At 56.3% G+C, this 19910-nt stretch carries 15 protein-coding genes; 12 read left to right on the plus strand and 3 right to left on the minus strand.

Features of this window, described 5'->3' with window-relative positions:
* The first annotated feature begins 11 nt into the window (after positions 1 to 11).
* From ACZOF8_RS09195 to ACZOF8_RS09215, 5 genes are all read left to right on the plus strand, one after another.
* The gene (locus ACZOF8_RS09195) at positions 12 to 260 is read left to right on the plus strand and encodes a YdbC family protein (RefSeq protein WP_308664539.1); all 249 of its coding nucleotides are present in this window, start codon (positions 12 to 14) and stop codon (positions 258 to 260) included.
* Between the two features lie 848 nt (positions 261 to 1108).
* Positions 1109 to 1477: an endonuclease domain-containing protein gene (locus ACZOF8_RS09200; RefSeq protein WP_487426826.1), complete on the plus strand. Its 369-nt coding sequence runs from the start codon at positions 1109 to 1111 to the stop codon at positions 1475 to 1477.
* Positions 1478 to 2063: 586 nt separating this feature from the next.
* Positions 2064 to 3701 (plus strand): DUF4153 domain-containing protein, encoded by a 1638-nt coding sequence (locus ACZOF8_RS09205; protein WP_487426827.1) that lies wholly within the window; start codon positions 2064 to 2066, stop codon positions 3699 to 3701.
* A 28-nt stretch (positions 3702 to 3729) separates the two neighbouring features.
* Entirely contained in the window at positions 3730 to 4650 is a 921-nt protein-coding gene (locus ACZOF8_RS09210) for a DMT family transporter (protein ID WP_195839635.1), read from the plus strand.
* A gap of 27 nt (positions 4651 to 4677) precedes the next feature.
* Positions 4678 to 5988: a C1 family peptidase gene (locus tag ACZOF8_RS09215; RefSeq protein WP_487426829.1), complete on the plus strand. Its 1311-nt coding sequence runs from the start codon at positions 4678 to 4680 to the stop codon at positions 5986 to 5988.
* 343 nt (positions 5989 to 6331) lie between these two features.
* Here the strand turns inward: ACZOF8_RS09215 and ACZOF8_RS09220 are convergent, their stop codons facing one another.
* A complete protein-coding gene (locus tag ACZOF8_RS09220) occupies positions 6332 to 7780 on the minus strand; it encodes an amino acid permease (RefSeq protein ID WP_022487513.1) in 1449 nt (482 codons plus the stop codon).
* A 125-nt stretch (positions 7781 to 7905) separates the two neighbouring features.
* Here ACZOF8_RS09220 and ACZOF8_RS09225 point away from each other — a divergent pair, with 125 nt between their 5' ends.
* Positions 7906 to 9186, plus strand: coding sequence for a M18 family aminopeptidase (locus ACZOF8_RS09225; RefSeq protein WP_154488767.1), 1281 nt, complete (start codon positions 7906 to 7908; stop codon positions 9184 to 9186).
* A gap of 31 nt (positions 9187 to 9217) precedes the next feature.
* Here the strand turns inward: ACZOF8_RS09225 and ACZOF8_RS09230 are convergent, their stop codons facing one another.
* Both ACZOF8_RS09230 and ACZOF8_RS09235 read right to left on the minus strand, forming a co-directional pair.
* The gene (locus ACZOF8_RS09230) at positions 9218 to 10186 is read right to left on the minus strand and encodes a lactate/malate family dehydrogenase (RefSeq protein ID WP_022487515.1); all 969 of its coding nucleotides are present in this window, start codon (positions 10184 to 10186) and stop codon (positions 9218 to 9220) included.
* A gap of 481 nt (positions 10187 to 10667) precedes the next feature.
* Positions 10668 to 11273, minus strand: coding sequence for an ECF transporter S component (locus ACZOF8_RS09235; protein ID WP_154488769.1), 606 nt, complete (start codon positions 11271 to 11273; stop codon positions 10668 to 10670).
* 215 nt (positions 11274 to 11488) lie between these two features.
* Here ACZOF8_RS09235 and ACZOF8_RS09240 point away from each other — a divergent pair, with 215 nt between their 5' ends.
* The 6 genes from ACZOF8_RS09240 to ACZOF8_RS09265 all read left to right on the plus strand — a co-directional run bounded on the left by ACZOF8_RS09240 (position 11489) and on the right by ACZOF8_RS09265 (position 19508).
* Positions 11489 to 12340 carry a ChbG/HpnK family deacetylase gene (locus ACZOF8_RS09240; protein WP_302158281.1) on the plus strand — a complete coding sequence of 284 codons (852 nt, stop codon included), beginning with the start codon at positions 11489 to 11491 and terminating at the stop codon, positions 12338 to 12340.
* Positions 12341 to 12807: 467 nt separating this feature from the next.
* Positions 12808 to 13710 (plus strand): 1-phosphofructokinase, encoded by a 903-nt coding sequence (gene pfkB / locus ACZOF8_RS09245; RefSeq protein ID WP_288274301.1) that lies wholly within the window; start codon positions 12808 to 12810, stop codon positions 13708 to 13710.
* 1 nt (position 13711) lies between these two features.
* A complete protein-coding gene (locus tag ACZOF8_RS09250) occupies positions 13712 to 15631 on the plus strand; it encodes a PTS fructose transporter subunit IIABC (RefSeq protein ID WP_022487627.1) in 1920 nt (639 codons plus the stop codon).
* A gap of 610 nt (positions 15632 to 16241) precedes the next feature.
* Positions 16242 to 16880 carry a prepilin peptidase gene (locus ACZOF8_RS09255; RefSeq protein WP_154488774.1) on the plus strand — a complete coding sequence of 213 codons (639 nt, stop codon included), beginning with the start codon at positions 16242 to 16244 and terminating at the stop codon, positions 16878 to 16880.
* Between the two features lie 36 nt (positions 16881 to 16916).
* Positions 16917 to 18260 carry a pilus assembly protein TadG-related protein gene (locus tag ACZOF8_RS09260; RefSeq protein ID WP_487426832.1) on the plus strand — a complete coding sequence of 448 codons (1344 nt, stop codon included), beginning with the start codon at positions 16917 to 16919 and terminating at the stop codon, positions 18258 to 18260.
* A gap of 354 nt (positions 18261 to 18614) precedes the next feature.
* Positions 18615 to 19508, plus strand: a complete 894-nt coding sequence (locus ACZOF8_RS09265) for an Rpn family recombination-promoting nuclease/putative transposase (protein WP_154488780.1) — start codon at positions 18615 to 18617, stop codon at positions 19506 to 19508.
* Positions 19509 to 19910 lie beyond the last annotated feature (402 nt).

Genomic DNA, 19910 nt, shown 5'->3' on the forward strand with positions numbered 1-19910 from the left:
GAGGCACCAACATGGACAGAAACAATTCCGACTTCAGCTACGAAATCACCCAGGAACTGGGAACCCTTTCCACCAGCCCCAAAGGCTGGACCAAAGAGGTGAACCGGATTTCCTACAACGGCCGGACACCCAAATTCGACATCCGGGAATGGGCCCCGGGAAGAGAAAAAATGGGCCGGGGAGTGACCCTGAGCGAAGAAGAAGCCAAAACCCTGTGCAAGATCCTGTTCCAGTATTTCAAGGAACAGGCAGGGAGGTAAGAGGAGGAGGGCTGCTGCGGGAGCAGCAGCCCCCTTTGTCAACGGTCAGCGGCAAAAAGGAGACCATCTGCCGGAGGCAGATGGTTTTGAAGGGAAACGCAGCCCTGGGGGCTGCTAACCCACCACCAGCCTATCGGCCGGTCCCCCGCCCTTGAAAAGGGCGGATATGTGGCACGGCGGGCTGGGGCCCTTGTGCAGAAGGAGACCATCTGCCGGAGGCAGATGGCTTTGAAGGGAAACGCAGCCTGGGGGCTGCTAACCCACCACCAGCCTATCGGCCGGTCCCCCGCCCTTGAAAAGGGCGGATATATACGGCGCATACCGGGCCAGGGGCCCTTATGCAAAAAGGAGACCATCTGCCGGAGGCAGATGGCTTTGAAGAGAGACGCAGCCTGGGGGCTGCTAACCCACCACCAGCCTAACGGCTGGTCCCCCGCCCTTGCAAAGGGCGGATATACGCTCGGGCTGGCGCCCATTGCTTTTTGGCAAGTGCTAAGGCGTTAGCCCGCGTACTTCTTGTTCACTCTTTTGCGTGGGTGGATATACGCTCGGGCCTGCGGCCCATTGCTTAATGTATTGCAAAACTACAGCTGTCGTATTGCTGCACAACTGCAGATTTAATCGGACAGTCGCCATTAATCGTGCAGGGCGCCAGCCCGCACTACTATCCGCCCTTTACAAGGGCGGGGGACCGTTGCGCCTGCGCAATGGTGGTGGGTTAGGCGCCGCGATACCCGGCGCCGTCTTCCTCTATCCCCCCGCACCAACAACCATCCCCAGTCCACTCTGCCATTTTGGCACCAACAAACAATTTGCCACAAAACAATCCAACAGAAAGGACCTCACCCATGTACTACGAAACCACCCGAGACCGTCACCTCAAACACTTTGCCAATCATCTCCGAAAAAACATGACTGCCGAAGAACGGCATTTGTGGTTCCAGTTTTTGCAGCAGTATCCTATCCGTTTTCTCCGGCAGAAACCCATCCGGGGATACATTGTGGATTTTTACTGCGCCAAAGCCCGGCTGGTGGTAGAAATCGACGGCAGTCAGCATTACAATCCCGCGGAAAAAGCCTACGATCTGGAACGGACCCGGCGGCTTATGGCCTGCGGCATGAAAGTGCTCCGGTTCAGCAATCGGGACATATGGAGAAATTTTTCCGGAGTGCAGTACGTGATCGATAAGGAAGTACGGAAACGGGTGAAGCAGTAGAGGGCACGGCGGGCCAGGGGCCTTTGTGCAGAAGGAGACCATCTGCCGGGGGCAGATGGCTTTGAAGGGAGACGCAGCCTGGGGGCTGCTAACCCACCACCAGCCTAACGGCTGGTCCCCCGCCCTTGCAAAGGGCGGATAAATACAGCGCATACCGGGCCAGGGGCCCTTATGCAAAAAGAAGCCCGGCATCCGCCGGCCCTTGAAGAGAAACGCAGCCGGGGCTGCTAACCCACCACCAGCCTAATGGCTGGTCCCCCGCCCTTGTAAAGGGCGGATATACGCTCGGGCCTGCGGCCCATTGCTTTAAAATAAGTACAAGGGCGTTAGTCCGCGTACTTATTATCCGCCCTTTTCAAGGGCGGGGGACCGTTGCGCCTGCGCAATGGTGGTGGGTTAGGCGCCGCGATACCCGGCGCCGTCGTCCTTCGCCCCCGCACCAACTTCCGCTGGTGCAGGCGGTGGCGATCCCCATGCAATCCCGGCGCCGTCTTCCTCTATCCCTCCACACCAACTTCCGCCTCGCTCCCACTTCCCATCCATGCTATAATCATAAGGAATGAACATCCAAGGGGAGGCATCCTTTATGCTGAGCAGGTTCAAAGGATTGTGCAGGGAAATCTGGGAGCGGAACCAGCGCTTCAAGACGGCTTTTCTGGGCAGTTGGAGCTTTTTTCTGGTATTCCTGGTGCTCACTGTCATCGGGCGGGAGGACCAGTGGAGCAAATGGACGGTAATCAGTCAGGGCTTTTTGGCTGTACAGCTGGTAATGTTTCTTTCCGTGCCTTGGCGGCTGTACAACGAAAAATACGGCAGGATCGAGCCCCGGCGGGAAGCGGCCAATTTCCTGCTTTTCCTTCTGCTCTGGCGGAGCCTGGAACAGGTCCCGTCCTTTAATGACTACCTGTTCCTGGGCCTTTGGGGCACCGCCGCCCTGTCCGCAGCGCTTACCCTTTTTTTCTGTGATACACCCCAGGGACGAAAGGGGCTTTTTCCCGCTTTTCTGCTGGCCCTTGGCAAAAGCCTGCTCCTGGGAGGGTTGTCCTTTGCCCTTTTGGGCCTCTGCTTTTCCGGCATCCGGATGCTCCTGTACCCCAAACTGTCCCTGGAATGGCTGGAGCTGGCCTGTGTATTTTCCATCTGGGTGGTATCCTGGCAGGTCCTGCTGGCCCAGATTCCCCGGGAAAACGAACCTCTGGCGATACCGGACTGGTATTCATCACTCTGCCGGAACCTTCTTCTTCCGGCGGCCGCGCTCCTTGTGGTCATCCTTTATTTCTATCTGGCCAAAAGCCTCCGGGAGGGAGCTCTGCCAAATGGTATCATGAATCCCTTTGGATCCTGTGCTTTGGCTTTTTATGCCCTGTTCTGCTTATCCTACCCGGAAGAGCAGCCGCTCTGGGTGCGGAAAGTCCTGAAATGGGGAGCACTCCTTCTGGTTCCCATAGCAGCGGCTCAGCTCCGAGGCGTCTGGATCCGTTTGGAAGCCTACGGGCTCACAACCCTCCGGTATCTGTCCCTCTGCTGCACCTTCGTGGGGCTTTGTGTCCTGCTCGGGGGCATTACAAGGCAAAAACCCCGGAAAATATACCTGTTGTGCGGAATCCTCAGCGGGATCCTGGCATTTTCGCCCCTGAACCTGGTGGACCTTCCTGCCTGGTCCCAGGCACGGCGCCTGGAAGAAACCATCACCCGGAATCAGCTGATCCAGAAGGGGAAACTGGTCAGCGCCCGAGAGATTTCTCCAGAGGAAGCGGAGCGGATCCGCAGCAGCTATGGTTATCTGGCCGGTTCCGCCGGCCGGTGGCGGTATCCTCTGGTGGAACAAATCAAAGAATCTCCCTTCCTGGCCACCCTGCCTCGTCCGCCCAAAGGAAAAGGTCATACCGGTATCGGGTATTATAACTACAGCCAAAAACTTGCAACACTGCCGGTCAGCGGTTATTCCAGGGTAATAATCATCAAGGGGGCCCATATCCAGTACCACCGGCTGCGTTTTTCCGGAGAGGGAAATACTGCATACAGCCTGCCCATAGATGATGCGTACCTGCAGCAGCTGCGGGAAAAATATCCTTCCAATGGACTGGTGGAGGGAAAAGATCTCCAGCTTCAGCTGGAGGATGGGAAACTGCTGATCTTTACCCAGCTTGCAGGGAGCCAGGACGGGTTTGACCAAAAAGAGAAGAATTCCGTCAGAGTCGATGGATACCTGCTGGAACAGTAAAATTCCAATTCAAAGGAAGTGTCCCCTTATGACCAAACACCGTGAAGCCATCCTGTGCATGCTGGTGGCTGCGCTGTTTTTCTGCCTTACGGAAGTATGCATGAAAAAAATCAATGGCGACCTGAACGGGGTCCAGGTGAATGCCACCCGGTACACCCTGGCCGGGCTGGCCTTGATGCCCTGGAGCCGGAAGCAGCTTTTGGCCCGGCATGCCCGGGTTACCTTTGCCCAGCAGAAACTCTGCTTTTTTCTGGGATTCATGGGCATTGCCATGGTGGGGCCTCTGTACCAGATGGCTTCGGTGGTGCTGGGAGCCAGCCATACGGCGGTGATCTTTTCCAGCACGCCTCTTTTCATTACGGTGCTGGCGGCCCTGATCCTGGGGACCCCCATTACCCGGTATGAAATCGCCGCCCTGGGGCTCCAGGTGCTGGCCATTGCCGTTTTGGTGGACCCATTCCACATGACCCTGGACCCGGGAGGCTTTTTGGGGCTCATGGTCTGCGTGTTCGGGTACAGCCTGTATGCGGTGGGAGGCAAGAAGCTCATGCCAGCCCTGGGCAGTGTGACGGTCACCGCTTGGACCTTTTTGTGGGGCGGGCTCCAGCTGCTGTTTGTGGCCTTCCTGTCCCACATCCCCGCTGTGGCGGCCTTTTTCACTGCCCACGGCCTGGGAAATTATGCCTATATCCCGCTTCTCACCGGCTACACCTGGGCCAACCTGCCCTGGGTGCTCACCCTGTATCTGGGCATCACTCTGGTGGCCTTCCTGTGCTGGTTCCGGGCCATGGAGGTGGGGAGCATCACCCTGGGGAGCCTGACCTATTTCATCAAGCCGGCCCTGAGCCCTCTCTTCGCCTGGTTTTTTGTGGGGGAGGCCATTACCTTCCAGATGGCCTTGGGCATGGGGCTCATGCTCCTGGGGGCCCGGATCGCCCTAATCAAATAACCTTTGTCGAGAAAGGAAAGATACCCAATGAAAGAAATCAACAATGCCTTGCTGAAAGAATTCCGTGCTGCCTATGACCGGGATGCAGCCGCCCGGACCCTGAACAGTGCCCTGGCCAAAACCGACCTGGCGGACCTGTCTTTTGTGCCCATGCAGGCGGCCCTCCACCAGGGACCCTTTGCGGTGGAAGTGAAGACCCGGGGGATCACCGCCCAGCAGAAGTCCGGCCGGTGCTGGCTCTTTGCAGCTCTCAACATCATGCGGGAGATCGTGGCGGAAAAGTGTGGTCTGGAGGAATTCGAACTGTCCCAGAACTATCTCAGCTTTTACGACAAGCTGGAAAAGGCCAACAACTTTTTGGAAATGGTCATCGAACAGGCCGGGGAGCCGGTGAAAGGCCAGAGCATGCAGTACGTGCTCCGGGGCATGGTGGACGGCGGCTACTGGAGTGAAGCGGCCCATCTGGCGGCCAAATACGGGGTGGTGCCCAAAACTGCAAACCCGGAATCCTACCAGTCGGAACATACGGACCGATTCCTGGCTGCCATGAACCGGCTGCTCCGGAAAGATGCCCTGGAGCTCCGGGAACTGGTGGCTGCCGGAAAGGATCCCTATCCCCGGAAGAAGGAAATGCTGGCGGAAGTGTACAAAGCGGAATGCATCGCCTTCGGGGCGCCGGTGGAGACCTTCGATTTTGCCTGGCGGGACAAGGACAAGAACTACCACTGTGACCGGAACCTGACCCCCAGGGAATTCTACGACAAATATGTGGGCCTTGCCCTGGAAGACTACATGCCCGTGATCAACGAACCCACCCCGGACAAGGAGATGGATACGCCGGTGGCCTTCCACGCTGTGGAAAACATGGTGGGGAAGGATATGGAAGCCCTGAACCTGTCCCAGGAAGCCCTGGAAGACCTGTGCATCCGCCAGCTCCAGGCCGGGGAACCGGTGTGGTTCGCCTGCGACGCCGGTGCCTACGGAGCCCGGAAAGAAGGGATCTGGGATCCGGACAGCGTCCAGGTGGAAAAGCTCCTGGGAGGATTTTCCTGGGATATGCCCAAAGGCAAGCGGCTGGAATACGGAGCCAGCTCCGCCACCCATGCCATGCTCCTGACCGGGGTGGATTTCGATGCCAATGGCCGTCCCACCCGTTGGAAAATCGAGAATTCCTGGGGCAAGGAAGTGGGGAAGAACGGCTATTTCGTCTGCTCCGAAAAGTATTTCAAAGAATACGTCTACGAAGCCGTGATCAGAAAATGCCATTTTACCCCGGAACAAAAAGAAATGCTGAAAAAAGAACCCATCCGGATCAATCCCTGGGATGAGGATGTATGAAAAAAGGAAGAAACCCACAGCAAGCCGGTTTCTTTGATGGTAAACGCATCCGTTGGATGCTAACCCACCACCATTGCGCAAGCGCAACGGTCCCCCGCCCTTGTAAAGGGCGGATATACGCTCGGGTTGGCGCCCATTGCTTTTGTGACACACGGGCTTTGCCCTAGTGTCACTATCCGCCCTTTACAAGGGCGGGGGACCAGCCGTGAGGCTGGTGGTGGGTTAGCCGCTTCAGCGGCGTTTCCCTTTAGAACCATCTGCCTTCGGCAGATGGTCTCCTTCGCCCGCTGCCCGCTGACAAAAAAACAGGGTGCTGCATGTTTTATGCAGCACCCTGTTTTTCTTACTCCCGTTCCTTCTTCGCCAGTTCCGGCAGGATGAACCCGATCCCGATCAGTACCAGCGGGGTCAGGATGTTCATGGCGAACTGGAAGTACCAGGTGTCCGTACCACTCTGGACCCCACGGGGGAACATGCCCATGATGCAGGCAAAAGCGGTGAAGGCGAAGCACCAGAACCCGGCCAGCATGCCCAGGCCCTTGCTCTTCACGAAATGATATTCAGAAACATAGTTGTCCGCATGTTTCTTCAGCATCATGTAGGCAAAGAACACCCACAGATACCGGAGCGGCATGCACACCGCGTTCAGACGGATCAGCCAGTTGTACAGGCTGGTCATGTCCCCGATCCCCAGCGCCGGTACGATCAGCAGGATGGAAACCAGGATGGCGGTCAGTTTGTACCCGGTTACAGGCACCCCTTTGGCGTTCACTTTGGTGAACACTTTGGGCACGAACTGGGGATCCACGTCGGACAGCAGGATCTTGATGGGGGCATCGATGGAAATGGCCAGGGTGGCGGCCTGTCCCAGGGCGGTGCAGATGGCGTAGATGATCACGAAGGTCTGGCCGATGCCGTAGTATTCACCCAGCTTGGAGAAGCTGTAGTAGGCCCCGTTCATCATCAGGTCCTTGGGGATGTTGTTGGGGTCGAACATCAGCCCCATGGCAAAGGTCCCCAGCAGGGCGGTCACCGCCACCATAATGGCCATGAAGATCATGGATTTGGGATATTCAGAAGAAGGTTTCTTCAGGTTGTTTACATAGGGGCTCAGCCGTTCGCAGCCGCCAACAGCAAACACCAGGATCCCCAGGGTGGTCATGTAGTCAAAATCGAAGGTGGGCATCAGGGTTTCCCAGTTCAGGCTGTAGCTGAAGGTCTTGGCGGTGGTCAGGTGAGGAGCCGCCAGGGCCAGCAGGATGTACAGGATGGACATGACGAACATGAAGCTCCCGGACAGGGCGCCGATCCGTTTCAGGGCCGTAACCCCTTTGGAGGCGTACCACAGGAAGAAAAAGAAAATCACAAGAGCGATGCATTGCAGGACCAGGGGCGAAATCATTTTCGTCAGGGATCCGTTCTGGAAAAAGGCCCAGCCAAAGGCGATGAGCATGTTCTGGGGTTTCTGGGCCAGGTAGGGCATGTGGACGATCCAGTAGGTCCACCCGGCGAAGTAGGCCAGCTTGGCGCCCGAAGTGGACCGGATCCAGGAGGATACGCCTCCGGCGCTGTTCTTGAAGGTGGAACCCATTTCACCGACCATGAGCACATAAGGGATGAAGTACAGGGCGAACATGAGGATCCAGGACACTACGGCCTTGAGACCCTGGTTGGCATAGCCGTTGACGATGTTCCCGAACCCCCACACGGAGGTAAAGGTCATCAGGCCCAGCGCTTGCCAGGATAAAACTTTGTTGCTTCCATTGTTGAGTGTTTTTTCTTTTTCAGCCATTGGAAAGCCTCCTTTACAAAAGATGGTTCCATTATATCATGCAGCGGTATTATCTGGCTAGTTAAATAAAAAAGTTTTTGAACAATTTTGTACCTTATGATACAATGTCAACAGGAGGTGTCGAAATGAATCAAACTACGAAAGATTTACTGAACCTGATCCAAAAGAGCACGTCTCCGTACCATACGGTGGCGGCCAGCCGTGACCTGCTGCTGGCAGACGGCTTTGTTGAACTCCCCCTGGGCGGGGACTGGACCCTGGCCCCGGACAGCAAGTACTTTGTCACATGCTTCGATTCATCCCTGTTTGCCTTCCGTACCGGTAAAGCAGGATCCCGGGGGCTGAAGATTGCAGCCGCCCATACGGATTTTCCCTGCTTCAGGCTGAAACCGGCGGCGGAAGTGGATACCCAGGGCTATGGCACCCTGAACGTGGAAGGCTACGGCGGCATGATCGTATCCACCTGGATGGACCGGCCTCTGTCCCTGGCCGGGAAAATCGTCACCCGGACCGCCGATCCCTTCAAACCCCGGACCCACCTGGTGGATTTCAAACGGCCCCTTTTGAGCATGTCCAGCCTGGCCATCCACATGAACCGGGAAGTGAACGACGGCTACAAATGGAACAAACAGAAAGATGTGCTGCCCCTGGCCACCATGCTGGGCGAGGACCCGGAAGACAAGCACTTCTTCACCAACTTCCTGGCCAAGGAACTCCAGGTGAAACCGGAAGACATCCTGTCCTTTGAACTGTCCACCTATCCGGTGGAAGAAGGCTGCACCTTCGGGCTGAAGGATGAATTCATCTCCTCCGGCCGTCTGGACAACCTGACTTCCTGCATGGGCTGCCTGAAGGGCATCATGAACGGTAAAGGCACCGAAGGACTGCGGGTGGCCTGCCTGTTTGACAACGAAGAAGTGGGCAGCAACACCAAACAGGGAGCCGATTCCCTGGTGCTGAACAACCTGCTCCACCGGATCTACACCAAACTGGGCCTGACGGAAGAAGCCCTGTATGAAGACATGGCCAACGGGTTCATGCTCAGCGTGGACGTGGCCCATGCCCTCCATCCCAACTATACGGACAAATGCGACATCACCAACAAGCCCAAACTGGGCCAGGGTGTGGTGCTGAAACAGGCCTGCAGCCAGGCGTATGCCGGGGATGCGGAAGCGGTGGCCATTGTGAAAGGCCTCTGCGCCGCCAACGGGATTCCCTGCCAGCTGTTTGTGAACCGCAGCGACATCAAAGGGGGATCCACCCTGGGGTCCATGGCATCGGCCCTGACTCCCATCCGGACCATGGATATCGGTGTGGCCCTTCTGGCCATGCACAGCGCCCGGGAAACCATGGGAGCCGCCGACCAGAAGGCGCTGGAAGATCTGATTACAGTGTTCTTTGGATAAAACGTGAGAAAAAGAAAAGGTGTGACCGCGGTCACACCTTTTCTTTTTCCTTCAAAATAATGTCATACGCCTTGCTCACATTCTCCTGGATGGCGGCGGCACAGGCTTGGAACTGCTTTTGTTCTTCCGGGGTCAGGGGCAGGTCCAGGACCTTTTCCACGCCTTCCTTGCCGATTACCGCCGGTACGCCGATAAACAGGTCCTGCTGGCCGTATTCCCCGTCCAGTTCCACCGAGCAGGGGAGCACCCGCTTTTCGTCCCGGAGGATGGTCCGCACCAGGGTGGCTGCCGCGCCGGCAATGCCGTATTCCGTGCACCATTTGCCGGAGACCGTCACCCAGCCTCCTTTGATGGCCTGTTCCTGGATTTTGGCCCGGTCGAACTTCCGTCCCGTGTGCTGTTCATACTGATCCACGGTCATCCCGGAAAAATTCAGCAGGGACCAGGGGACGAACTGGGAATTCCCGTGCTGACCCAGCATAAAGGCGCTGAAGCTCCGGCTGTCCAGCCCTGTAAAATCGCTGATGGCGTGGCGCAGCCGGGCCGAATCCAGAAGCGTCCCTGTACCCAGCACCTGGGACCGGGGGAGACCGGACAGATTGGCGATTTCCCCGGTGATCAGGTCACAGGGGTTGGTGATGTTCACAAAGATCCCATCGAACCCGGCATCCATGATCCGGGGAATGAACCGGGCCACCTGGATCACACTGTTTTTCAGTTCATCGTCCCGGTTGAAGTTCCGGCACAGAGAAATATCCCCCACGGCGATCACAATAATGGCACAGTCCTTGAGACCGGCATAGTCCGTGGTCCGGTAGGTTACCCGGTTGGGCATGAAAGGGACAGCATCGTTCAGATCATTGCATTCGCTGGTGAGTTTTTTGTCATCAATATCGCAGAGCAGAATCTCGTCAGCGATCCCCATCATTCCCAGGGAATAAGCCACATGGGCGCCCACATGGCCAACACCGACGATGCCTACAGCGTTTTTTTCAATCATGGCAGAACCTCCTTGATTTGGCAGTAATAGAATCCCTTACCAATCTATTGTAGCATGGTTCTGTGACAGCTGAAAGGACATTTGAAAATGTATACTGGATACAGGGACGGTCAGCGGACGAAGGAGACCATCTGCCGGGGGCAGATGGTTCTGAAGGGAAACGCAGCCAGGGGGCTGCTAACCCACCACCATTGCGCAAGCGCAACGGTCCCCCGCCCTTGCAAAGGGCGGATATACGATTGGGCCTATGGCCCATTGCTTTTTATAAGGATAGTAACGGGTGCTGTTTATCAGTACCTTTTTCAGGGCGGATACACGCTCGGGCTGACGCCCATTGCTTTTTGGGCACCAGGGCGATAGCCCGCGTGCCATATATCCGCCCTTTTCAAGGGCGGGGGACCAGCCGCAAGGCTGGTGGTGGGTTAGCAGCCTTCTGGCTGCGTCCACGTTCAAAGCCCGGCAGATGACGGGCTTCCCTTATTTACTTTTTAATGATCTCCGTCAGCGCCAGACTGGCCTTCTTATAGATTAGATACGTAATCCCTGACACCACCGCGTACTTCAGCAGGTTGAAGGGCAGCACCGTCAGCAGTAGGAAATCCGTCAGGCTGTGGACCAGGGGATTGGTGGCACTGGCCATTTTCAGGATCGCCTCCAGAGGGATTTTGTACAGCTTTACGTACAGCGGGATGGCCAGGAACCTGTTGGCCAGAACCGCGAACACACTGGCCACCAGGCTGCCGGCCACCAGTGCCGTCATGGCACCCTGGCGGGTCCGGTGCAGGTGATAGAACACCGTGGAGGGCAGCACATAGGCCAGGGCACACAACAGGTTCATCCCTTCCCCCACAAAAGCCGTAGAGCTTCCCACCAGCACCAGTTTGATAAGGATCTTCAGCAGTTCCGTCAGGCCCCCGGCCAGAGGCCCGATAAAGAATCCGGCAAACAAAGCCGGCAGGTCCGAAATCTCGAATTTCATGTACGCCGGGGCAAACGGCAGGGGAAACTCAAAAGCCATCAAAAGAGAAGACAAAGCCCCCAGTATTGCAATAAAAACCATAGCCCGGGGAGTCAAAGCACGATTCATGGGAAAATCTCCTTTCCAAATAAGAGCAAGTCCAGTGTAACAAAAGGGGTGGGGGATGTCAACGAGGTACCAGCCACCCAACCATCCACCTAATCACCTAACCACCTAACTCCTGAATCCCCTACAAATTTCCTGCCCCATCTGATATAATAAATAGTCACAACAACATTCGTTCCAGCCAATCCTGGCTGTTTTTCTTTGAAAGGATCTCTGTCATGTCCAAACAACTGATTGTCAATGCTGATGATTTTGGCCGTCATATCCTGATCAACCGGGCGGTGGAACGGGGGGTGGCACAGGGACTGATCCGGTCGGCCACGGTAATGGTCACCGGCGCCGCGTTTGAGGAGGCGGTGGCCCTGGCCCGCCGTACTCCCGCCCTGGGCCTGGGCATCCATTTCACCCTGGTGAACGCCAAACCAGTGCTGCCGGCCTCGGACATCCCCAGCCTGGTGGACCCGGCCACCGGGGAACTGTACCCGGACCATGGTGCGTTCGTGAAACGGTTCCTGACCGGCAAAATCCGGCTCCAGGACGTCCAGCGGGAATGCACCGCTCAGCTGGACCGGTTTTTGGATACGGGCCTGGTGCCCACCCACGCCGACAGCCATCAGCACATGCACGTGCTTCCCGGGATCATCGACATCATCCTGGACCTGTGCCTGGACCATGGGATCCCGGCGGTGCGGATCCCGGCCATCCCGGTGAGCCTTCTGGCCACCCGGCCCTCCAACCTGGGAGAACAGGTGGGCCGTACCGGTCTCCATGTGCTGGCGGAACGGGCCCGGAAGAAGGCCCACGCCCAGGGAATCCGCACTCCGGATCATTTCGGGGGCATTGTGGCCGGGGAAGCGGTGGACAAAAAAGCCCTCCGGACCATCCTGCTCCACCTGAAGGAAGGCACCACTGAAGTGATGCTCCACCCGGGCACCAGCAACGGCATCCTGATCCCCGCCACCCAGTGGGACCACGATTTCGAAGGGGAACTGGACGCTGTAACCGATCAGGAAATCCTCCAGCTGGTAAAAGAGCAGAATATCACGGTCCAGAATTTCAGGGACCTGTAAAAAAGAAAAAAGGAAACGGCGCCGAACAAAAAGCGGCGCCTAACCCACCACCATTGCGCAGGCGCAACGGTCCCCCGCCCTTGAAAAGGGCGGATATAAGCACACGGGCAAGCATCCTTGTGCAAAAAAACAAGGGTCCGGAAGCCACGAGGGTATAGCAGCCAACGCAAAGGGCGGGTATACTCTCGGGCTGGCGCTTAGCGTCCATCGTAATAATTGAAACCATGTTGTGTTTTTCACTGCTGATTTTAGACGCAATATAGTAAGGTACAAGAGCGAAAGACATGCGTCCCCTATATCCGCCCTTTACAAGGGCGGGGGACCAGCCGCAAGGCTGGTGGTGGGTTAGCAGCCACCCGGCTGCGTCTACCTTCAGGGGCCGGCGGATGCCGGGCCTCCTTCTGCACCAGGGCCCCAAGGCCCGACGTGCCCTTTTCCATCCTGCACAGAAAGGAACACCATCCAAAATGATCTATACCATCACCTTCAATCCCTCCCTGGACTACGTGGTGACCCTGTCCCGCCTCCAGGTGGGGGCCATCAACCGGAACCAGGCCGAGGAAATCTTCCCCGGGGGCAAGGGCATCAACGTGTCCTGGATCCTCCAGAACCTGGGGGTCCCCACCCGGATCCTGGGCTTTAAAGCCGGGTTCACCGGAGACGAAATCCAGCGCCTGGTGGAAGAGCGGGGCATTCCCTGCAGCCTGCTGCCTGTGGCAAACGGCTTTTCCCGGATCAACGTAAAGATCCGGGCCGGAGAAGAAACCGCCCTTAACGGCAAAGGGCCGGAAGTCACTTCCGCCGACCTGGACCGGCTCCAGGCCCAGCTCCGGGAGCTTACGTCCGAGGATATCCTGGTCCTGTCCGGCAGCGGACCCAGCGGCTGTGCCCCCTCTCTCTACGGGGACATTGCCCGGGCCATGGAGCAGCGGCACATCCCCTGTGTGGTGGATGCCACCGGCAAACTCTTGGCCGGGGCTCTTTCGGCCCATCCCTTCCTGGTAAAGCCCAACGGGGAAGAACTGGAAGACCTGCTGGGCCGGAAACTGCCCACGGAGCAGGATTTGATCCAGGGGGCCCGGGAACTCCAGCAGCAGGGAGCCCGGAACGTACTCATCAGCCTGGGGGGCGACGGTGCCCTCCTGGTGGACGAAACAGGGAAAGTCCACCGTCACCTGGCCCCCAAGGGGACCATGGTCAACACGGTGGGAGCCGGCGACAGCATGGTGGCCGGTTTCCTGGCAGGATACCTGCGGAACAAAAACTGTGAAGAAGCCCTCCACTGGGGCATCTGCGCCGGCAGCGCCACGGCGTTCACCATGCATCTGGCGGAAAAGGAAGCCATTGAACAACTGGTAAAGGGGAATTGATATGCAGATCACGGATCTACTGAAACGGGAAAGTGTGGAACTGAACGGTTCCGCCGGCAGCAAGGCAGAAGCGCTGGACAAACTGATCCAGCTTATGGTGAAACAGGGGAACATCGCCGATCCGGAAGAATACCGGAAAAAGGTCTTTGCCCGGGAAGAAGAAGGGAGCACCGGGGTTGGGGAAGGGGTAGCCATTCCTCATGCCAAGACGGCAGCGGTCACCCGTCCGGGGCTGGCCTTTATGCGCTGCAGTGACGGGGTGGAATTCGATTCCCTGGACGGACAGCCTGCCAAACTGTTCTTCCTGATCGCCGCACCGGATACCAAGGACAATGTGCATCTGGATGTGCTCAGCCGTCTGTCCACCCTGCTCATGGATCCGGATTTCATCGACGGGATCATGGCTGTGGACAGTGTGGATGCCCTCTATGAACTGATCGGCAAGGCAGAAAAAGAGAAGTTCCCGGAAGAAGCCGGGGAAGAACAGCCGGCGGAAGAAGCCCCTGCCCCGGAAGAAGCCCCCAAAGGGTACCAGGTGCTGGCGGTCACTGCCTGTCCCACCGGCATCGCCCACACCTACATGGCTGCCGAAAGCCTGGAACAGCACGCCTCCCGCCGGGGCATTTCCATTAAAGTGGAAACCAACGGCCAGAGCGGGGTGAAGAACGCCCTGACGGCGGAAGACATTGCCGGGGCCACCGGGATCATCGTGGCCGCGGACAAATACGTGCCCATGAACCGGTTCAAAGGGAAACCGGTGGTGATCGTGAAAGTGGCCGACGGCATCAACAAGGCCGACCAGCTGCTGGACGAAGCCCTCAGCGGTCAGGCTCCCATTTATCAGGGGGAAGCCGGCGGGGAAGCAGCCGGAGAAACGGCGGCGGAAGAAAGCGGCGCCCGGAAGGCCTACAAGCATCTGATGAACGGGGTATCCCACATGCTGCCCTTCGTCATCGGCGGGGGCATCCTCATCGCCCTGGCTTTCCTGTTCGACATGGGAGCCGCCGGTACCGCCCAGTTCGGGTCCAGTACCCCGCTGGCCGCCTTCTTCAAGAACGTGGGAGGCCTGGCCTTCAGCTTCATGATGCCCATGCTGGCCGGGTTCATTGCCGCCAGCATCGCCGACCGTCCCGGGCTCCTGGCCGGGTTTGTGGCCGGGGCCATGGCTTCTGCCGGGGGCAGCGGGTTCTTCGGCGCCCTGGTGGGTGGCTTTGCCGCCGGGTATCTGATCCTGGCTTTGAAGAAGGCCCTGGCCTTCCTGCCGGAGTCCCTGGAAAACATCAAACCCATCCTGCTGTACCCGGTGCTGGGGCTGATGATCATGGGGGCCCTGATGGTGGTCCTGATCAACCCGGTGATGGGTGCGGTGAACCACTGGGTCAACGGGGGCCTCACCGCCATGAGCGGGGGCAGCAAAGTACTCCTGGGCCTGGTGCTGGGGGGTATGATGAGCATCGACTTCGGCGGGCCTCTCAACAAGGCCGCCTATGTGTTCGGTACTGCCTCCCTGGCCGGGGCTGACGGACAGGCCGTGTCCTCTCCCTTTATGGCCTCTGTGATGATTGGGGGCATGGTGCCGCCCCTGGCCATTGCCGTGGCCTGCCGGCTGTTCCCCAAGAAGTTCACGGCACAGGAACGGAACTCTTCCGTGACCAACTTCATCATGGGGCTCAGCTTCATCACCGAAGGGGCCATCCCCTTTGCAGCGGAAGATCCCTCCCGGGTGATTCCCGCCTGTGCCATTGGTTCCGCCGTGGCCGGGGCCCTGTCCATGGTGTTCGGCTGCACCATCCCGGCCCCTCACGGAGGCATCTTCGTGTTCGGCGTAGTCCACAACTGGCCCATGTACCTGGCCTCCTTGGCCGTAGGGACAGCAGTGGGTGCCCTGCTGCTGGGTATGTTAAAGAAGAATAGAGAGTGAAAAAAGAGGGGCGAGGGCCCCTCTTTTTTGTCAGCGGCGGTCGGATGCCAGCTGCGCTGGCTTTGAAGAGAAACGCAGCCTGGGGCTGCTAACCCACCACCCATGCTGCGCATGGATCCCCCCGCCCTTGCAAAGGGCGGATAAAGGCACGGCGGGCAGAAGCCCTTGTGCAGAAGGAGGCCCGGCTGCCGCCCGCCCTTGAAGGGAAACGCAGCCAGGGCTGCTAACCCACCACCATTGCGCAGGCGCAACGGTCCCCCGCCCTTGAAAAGGGCGGATATATGCTCGGGCCTTCGGCCCATTGCTGCTTGTCGGTGTTCGCAGTGACCACGGTTCGGTGCGGATATACGCTCGGGCAATCGGCCCATTGCTTATGGTACCAGGGCTTGTGAACCTGCGTGTCCCAAAACGAGGGACCTGTGTCCCGAGTTTTTATCCGCCCTTTGCAAGGGCGGGGGACCAGCCGTTAGGCTGGTGGTGGGTTAGCAGCGTCAGCTGCGTTTCCATTCAAAACCATCTGCCTGCGGCAGATGGTCTCCTTTAACCCTTGACAGCTGACAGCTGACCGCTTTTCCTGTATAATAGTACTAAAAAGGAGCGTACACCTGCCATGACACTTTTCTTTGTCTTTCTGCTGCTCCTGGCTGCTCTGGGGGTGGCCTGGGGCGGGTCTTTCTGGATCGACCGGCTCTATGGCCGGAACCTTTCCATCCTTACCTTCCCCGACGCCATTGCCTCCCGCAGCCGCTGGCGGAAACCCCTGCTTTTTATCGGGTTCCTGGGCTGCGGACTGCGGCTGCTGCAGCTTGCCTCCGGTCTGCCTCTGGTGCTCATGCTGGTGTTCACCGCTTTTCTCCTGTGGATGACCGTTACGGATTTCGAACAGTACTGCCTGTTTGATTCCATGATGCTTCCCTTTGCCCTGGCCGCCCTGGTGATGCTGGCCACCTATCCCGACATGCTGGTGAGCCACCTGCTGGCCGGCCTGGCTGGGGGACTGGTGTTCCTGGTGCTGGGAATCCTGTCCCGGGGTGCCCTGGGCGGGGGAGACATCAAGCTCCTGGCCGCCCTGGGCCTGTGGATGGGCCCCCAGAGCCTGGCCTTTACAGCCGCCGCCGGCACCGTCCTGGGAGGTCTGTCCGCCCTGGTGATGCTCCTGGCCGGGCAGAAGAACCGGAAAAGTTCCTTTGCCTACGGACCCTATTTCATGCTCACCGCCCTGGCCCTGATGCTGGTCCGGGGGTTGTAACATCTCATTTTCCTGTCCTTGAAGGAGGCGCTTCCCATGAAGCCTTTTACTCATAACCGGAAACAGAAAGGGGCCTTCCTGGTGCTCTTTGCCGTACTGCTGCCAGTGTTCCTGCTGCTGGTGGCCCTGGTCAGCGAAATCGGCCGGATCTGGGCCTATCACACCAAGCTCCAGAACGCCGCCGACGCCGCCGCCCTGGCCGGAGCCGCCAACTTCGTCAACGGGGACACCATCGATTCCCATCCCAACGCCGACCTGTTCGCCGACCGGTACGTAACTGCCAACCTGGGCCACAACCTGGCCAGCAACCCCAACCTCCAGCAGTTCCAGGCCAAAACCAAAGCCGCCACCGGCAGCGAAGGAGAAAAATCCTACTACCGGGTCCATCTGGAAGAAGAAATCCCCCTGATCCAGGCCACCGCCGCCTGGCTCCACCGGCCCACGTTCCTGGTAAAGGCCACTGCCGTGGCGCTGATTGGGAAGGAAGGGACCAGTGGAGGTGGGGGAATTAAGCTGGGGAATCTTGTGAATGTAGGACTTGGAAGAAGAGGGTTTGACGGATCTTTTTACAATAATAATAATAGTGATAAGATTGGAGGTGCTACTTTTGAAGGAGATGTTGTTGTTTGGGATTGGAGAAATTATTATAAAGAAAACAATCAGGGAAGATATATGTTGTACACAAGAGAGGCATATGGGAAATCCAGAGAAACCGCTATAAGTCAAGGAATGTATAAATATCCATCTGCAGGAGTAGCTCCTAATGGTTCCAATCCCGAAAAATATTATAATGAACAGGTTTCAGCTAGTGAGCAAGCTGTTAAAGATGCATTCAAAGATATTCCCAAAACAGAAAATGATCAAAACTATACAATAACAATTTCTGACAATGGCCAGTCTATGTATAGGCTCGCCTCTAATGTTCAAAATATGAACATTAATCTTAGTGATAATTCTTTGAATTCTAATGATCCTGTATATCTTTATGTTGATGATGATCTATCTCTTCTACATATTTCTTTACAAAGCAATATAAGGCGGCCTGTAATAATCTGTTATTTTGGCCATCAAGAAATAAATAATTGGAATAAGAATCCCATTACGAACGTGCAATTTGATGCCAATACTTACGACTTCCGAGGTAGTTTATATGTGCCAGGCTCATCATTATCTCCGTTTAATTTTGATAAACAAGAAAAAGACCAACATGGGAACGTACTACCTAAGCAACAATTCCATGGTTCTATTTATGCCAACGAGATAGAATTTAATGCAACACATGGTGATTTCACATTTGAAGAGTTCTCTCTTCCCGGTGGTGGCGGCGGAAGCGGTACCCCGGCCGTCAAACCCCGGCTGGTGGACAACAGCCTGTGGTGAGAAAACCAGTGCAGAGTGAAGAGTACAGAGTGAGGAGTGAAGAGCAGGGACGGCCGGGCCGACAGATCCGTTCTGGAACCGTAGGGGACCCAGGCCCGGCGCCCCGCCTGCACGTCCCCACGCCAACCACGTCCAACCATCAGTACGCGGACCCATGACCCCAACGCCGTCACGGTCGGAGGTTCGGTGGGGTGCGGGGGCTGGTTTTCATCGTACTCCCGATGAGAAAACCTCTCATTTCCATTCTTTCAAAATAGTTTGTTCCATTCATGCCCCAATTTTTCCACTTGGGAAGGAATTATCAGTTTCCTGTCGAAAGGTATTTCTATACCAACTTCACAAGGAGGCAGATTAATGGAAAGAATCAAAACCTTTGATGAACTAACCATCCGTGACAACTTTCTCTTCCAGCATGTCATGCGCAATGAACGGCTTTGTACCCATTTGATTGAAAAGATTGTGGGAATCAAAGTCCGTTCTCTGCATTACCAGGATTTCGAAAAGACCATCGACCTCCGGCTGGATGGCAAAAGTGTCCGTTTGGATGTCTATGTGGAGGATGAGGAAGGTCGTGTCTACGATATCGAGATGCAGTGCTCCAACTCCCCCAAATACGACCTGGCCAAGCGCAGCCGTTTTTATCAGAGCCTGATTGATGGGGAACTGCTGGATAAGGGCAAGCCGTACGAAGAATTGAACCCGTCCTATGTAATCTTTATTTGCACTTTCGATCCGTTTCATCGGAATCTGCCGATTTACACATTTACCCATTGCTGTCAGGAAGATAACAGGGTAAAATTAAAGGACGAAGAGACCAGAATGTTTCTGAACAGTAAGGGCAGCGAAAATGCAGCTGATCCTGACGTTGCTGCTTTTCTCCGTTACGTGGACGGAAAAGCCGCAAAAGGGAATTTTGTGGAAAGTCTGGATCAGGAAGTCCATCTTGTGAAGAGCATGGATAAAGTGAGGCGAGAATATATGATTTTAAGCGATGAAATCAGAAGGCGCCAGAAAGAAGCAGAAGAAGAAGGCAGGAAGGCAGGCCGGAAGGAAGGTTTGAAAGAAGGATTGGAGCAAGGCATGCAGCAAGGGATGCAGCAAGGGATGCAACAGGGAATGCAGGAGGAACGCGAATCCAACGTTCTTGGCATGCTGAAAGAGAAAATCCCCATGGAAACCATTTCCCGGATCACCCATTACTCCCTGGAACAGATCCAGAAACTGGGAAAACTGCACGGACTGCTTTAAAATGGAAAAGACCGCCGGAATTTCCGGCGGCCTTTTTGTGCAATCAATGGTTTCAAAAACACCTGGTCTGCTTTTTTAGTCAAAAGTATTTGCCGTGAGCAGATGGTATCATTAAATTGTTGTCCATACATACATTTTAAACGATCACCTTTTCTATCAATTTATTATGCTGTATAATAAAGAAGACAATATATTACATTTCTGTCCCAATATAGGAGTCTTACGATGAACCAAATATTTTTGAATTTAAGTGAAAATAAACGTATTTTCCTGGCAATGGCTTTTTTATTTTGTTTCCATCGGTAGTGTCAAGATTCTTTCGCAAATTCATTTCATCCGCCAGTAAATATCGGCATCAGATGTATGGATTTTCCTCGTCAGCTGGCTGCTCAATTTCCATCT

It is taken from the genome of Acidaminococcus sp., from assembly GCF_057597765.1.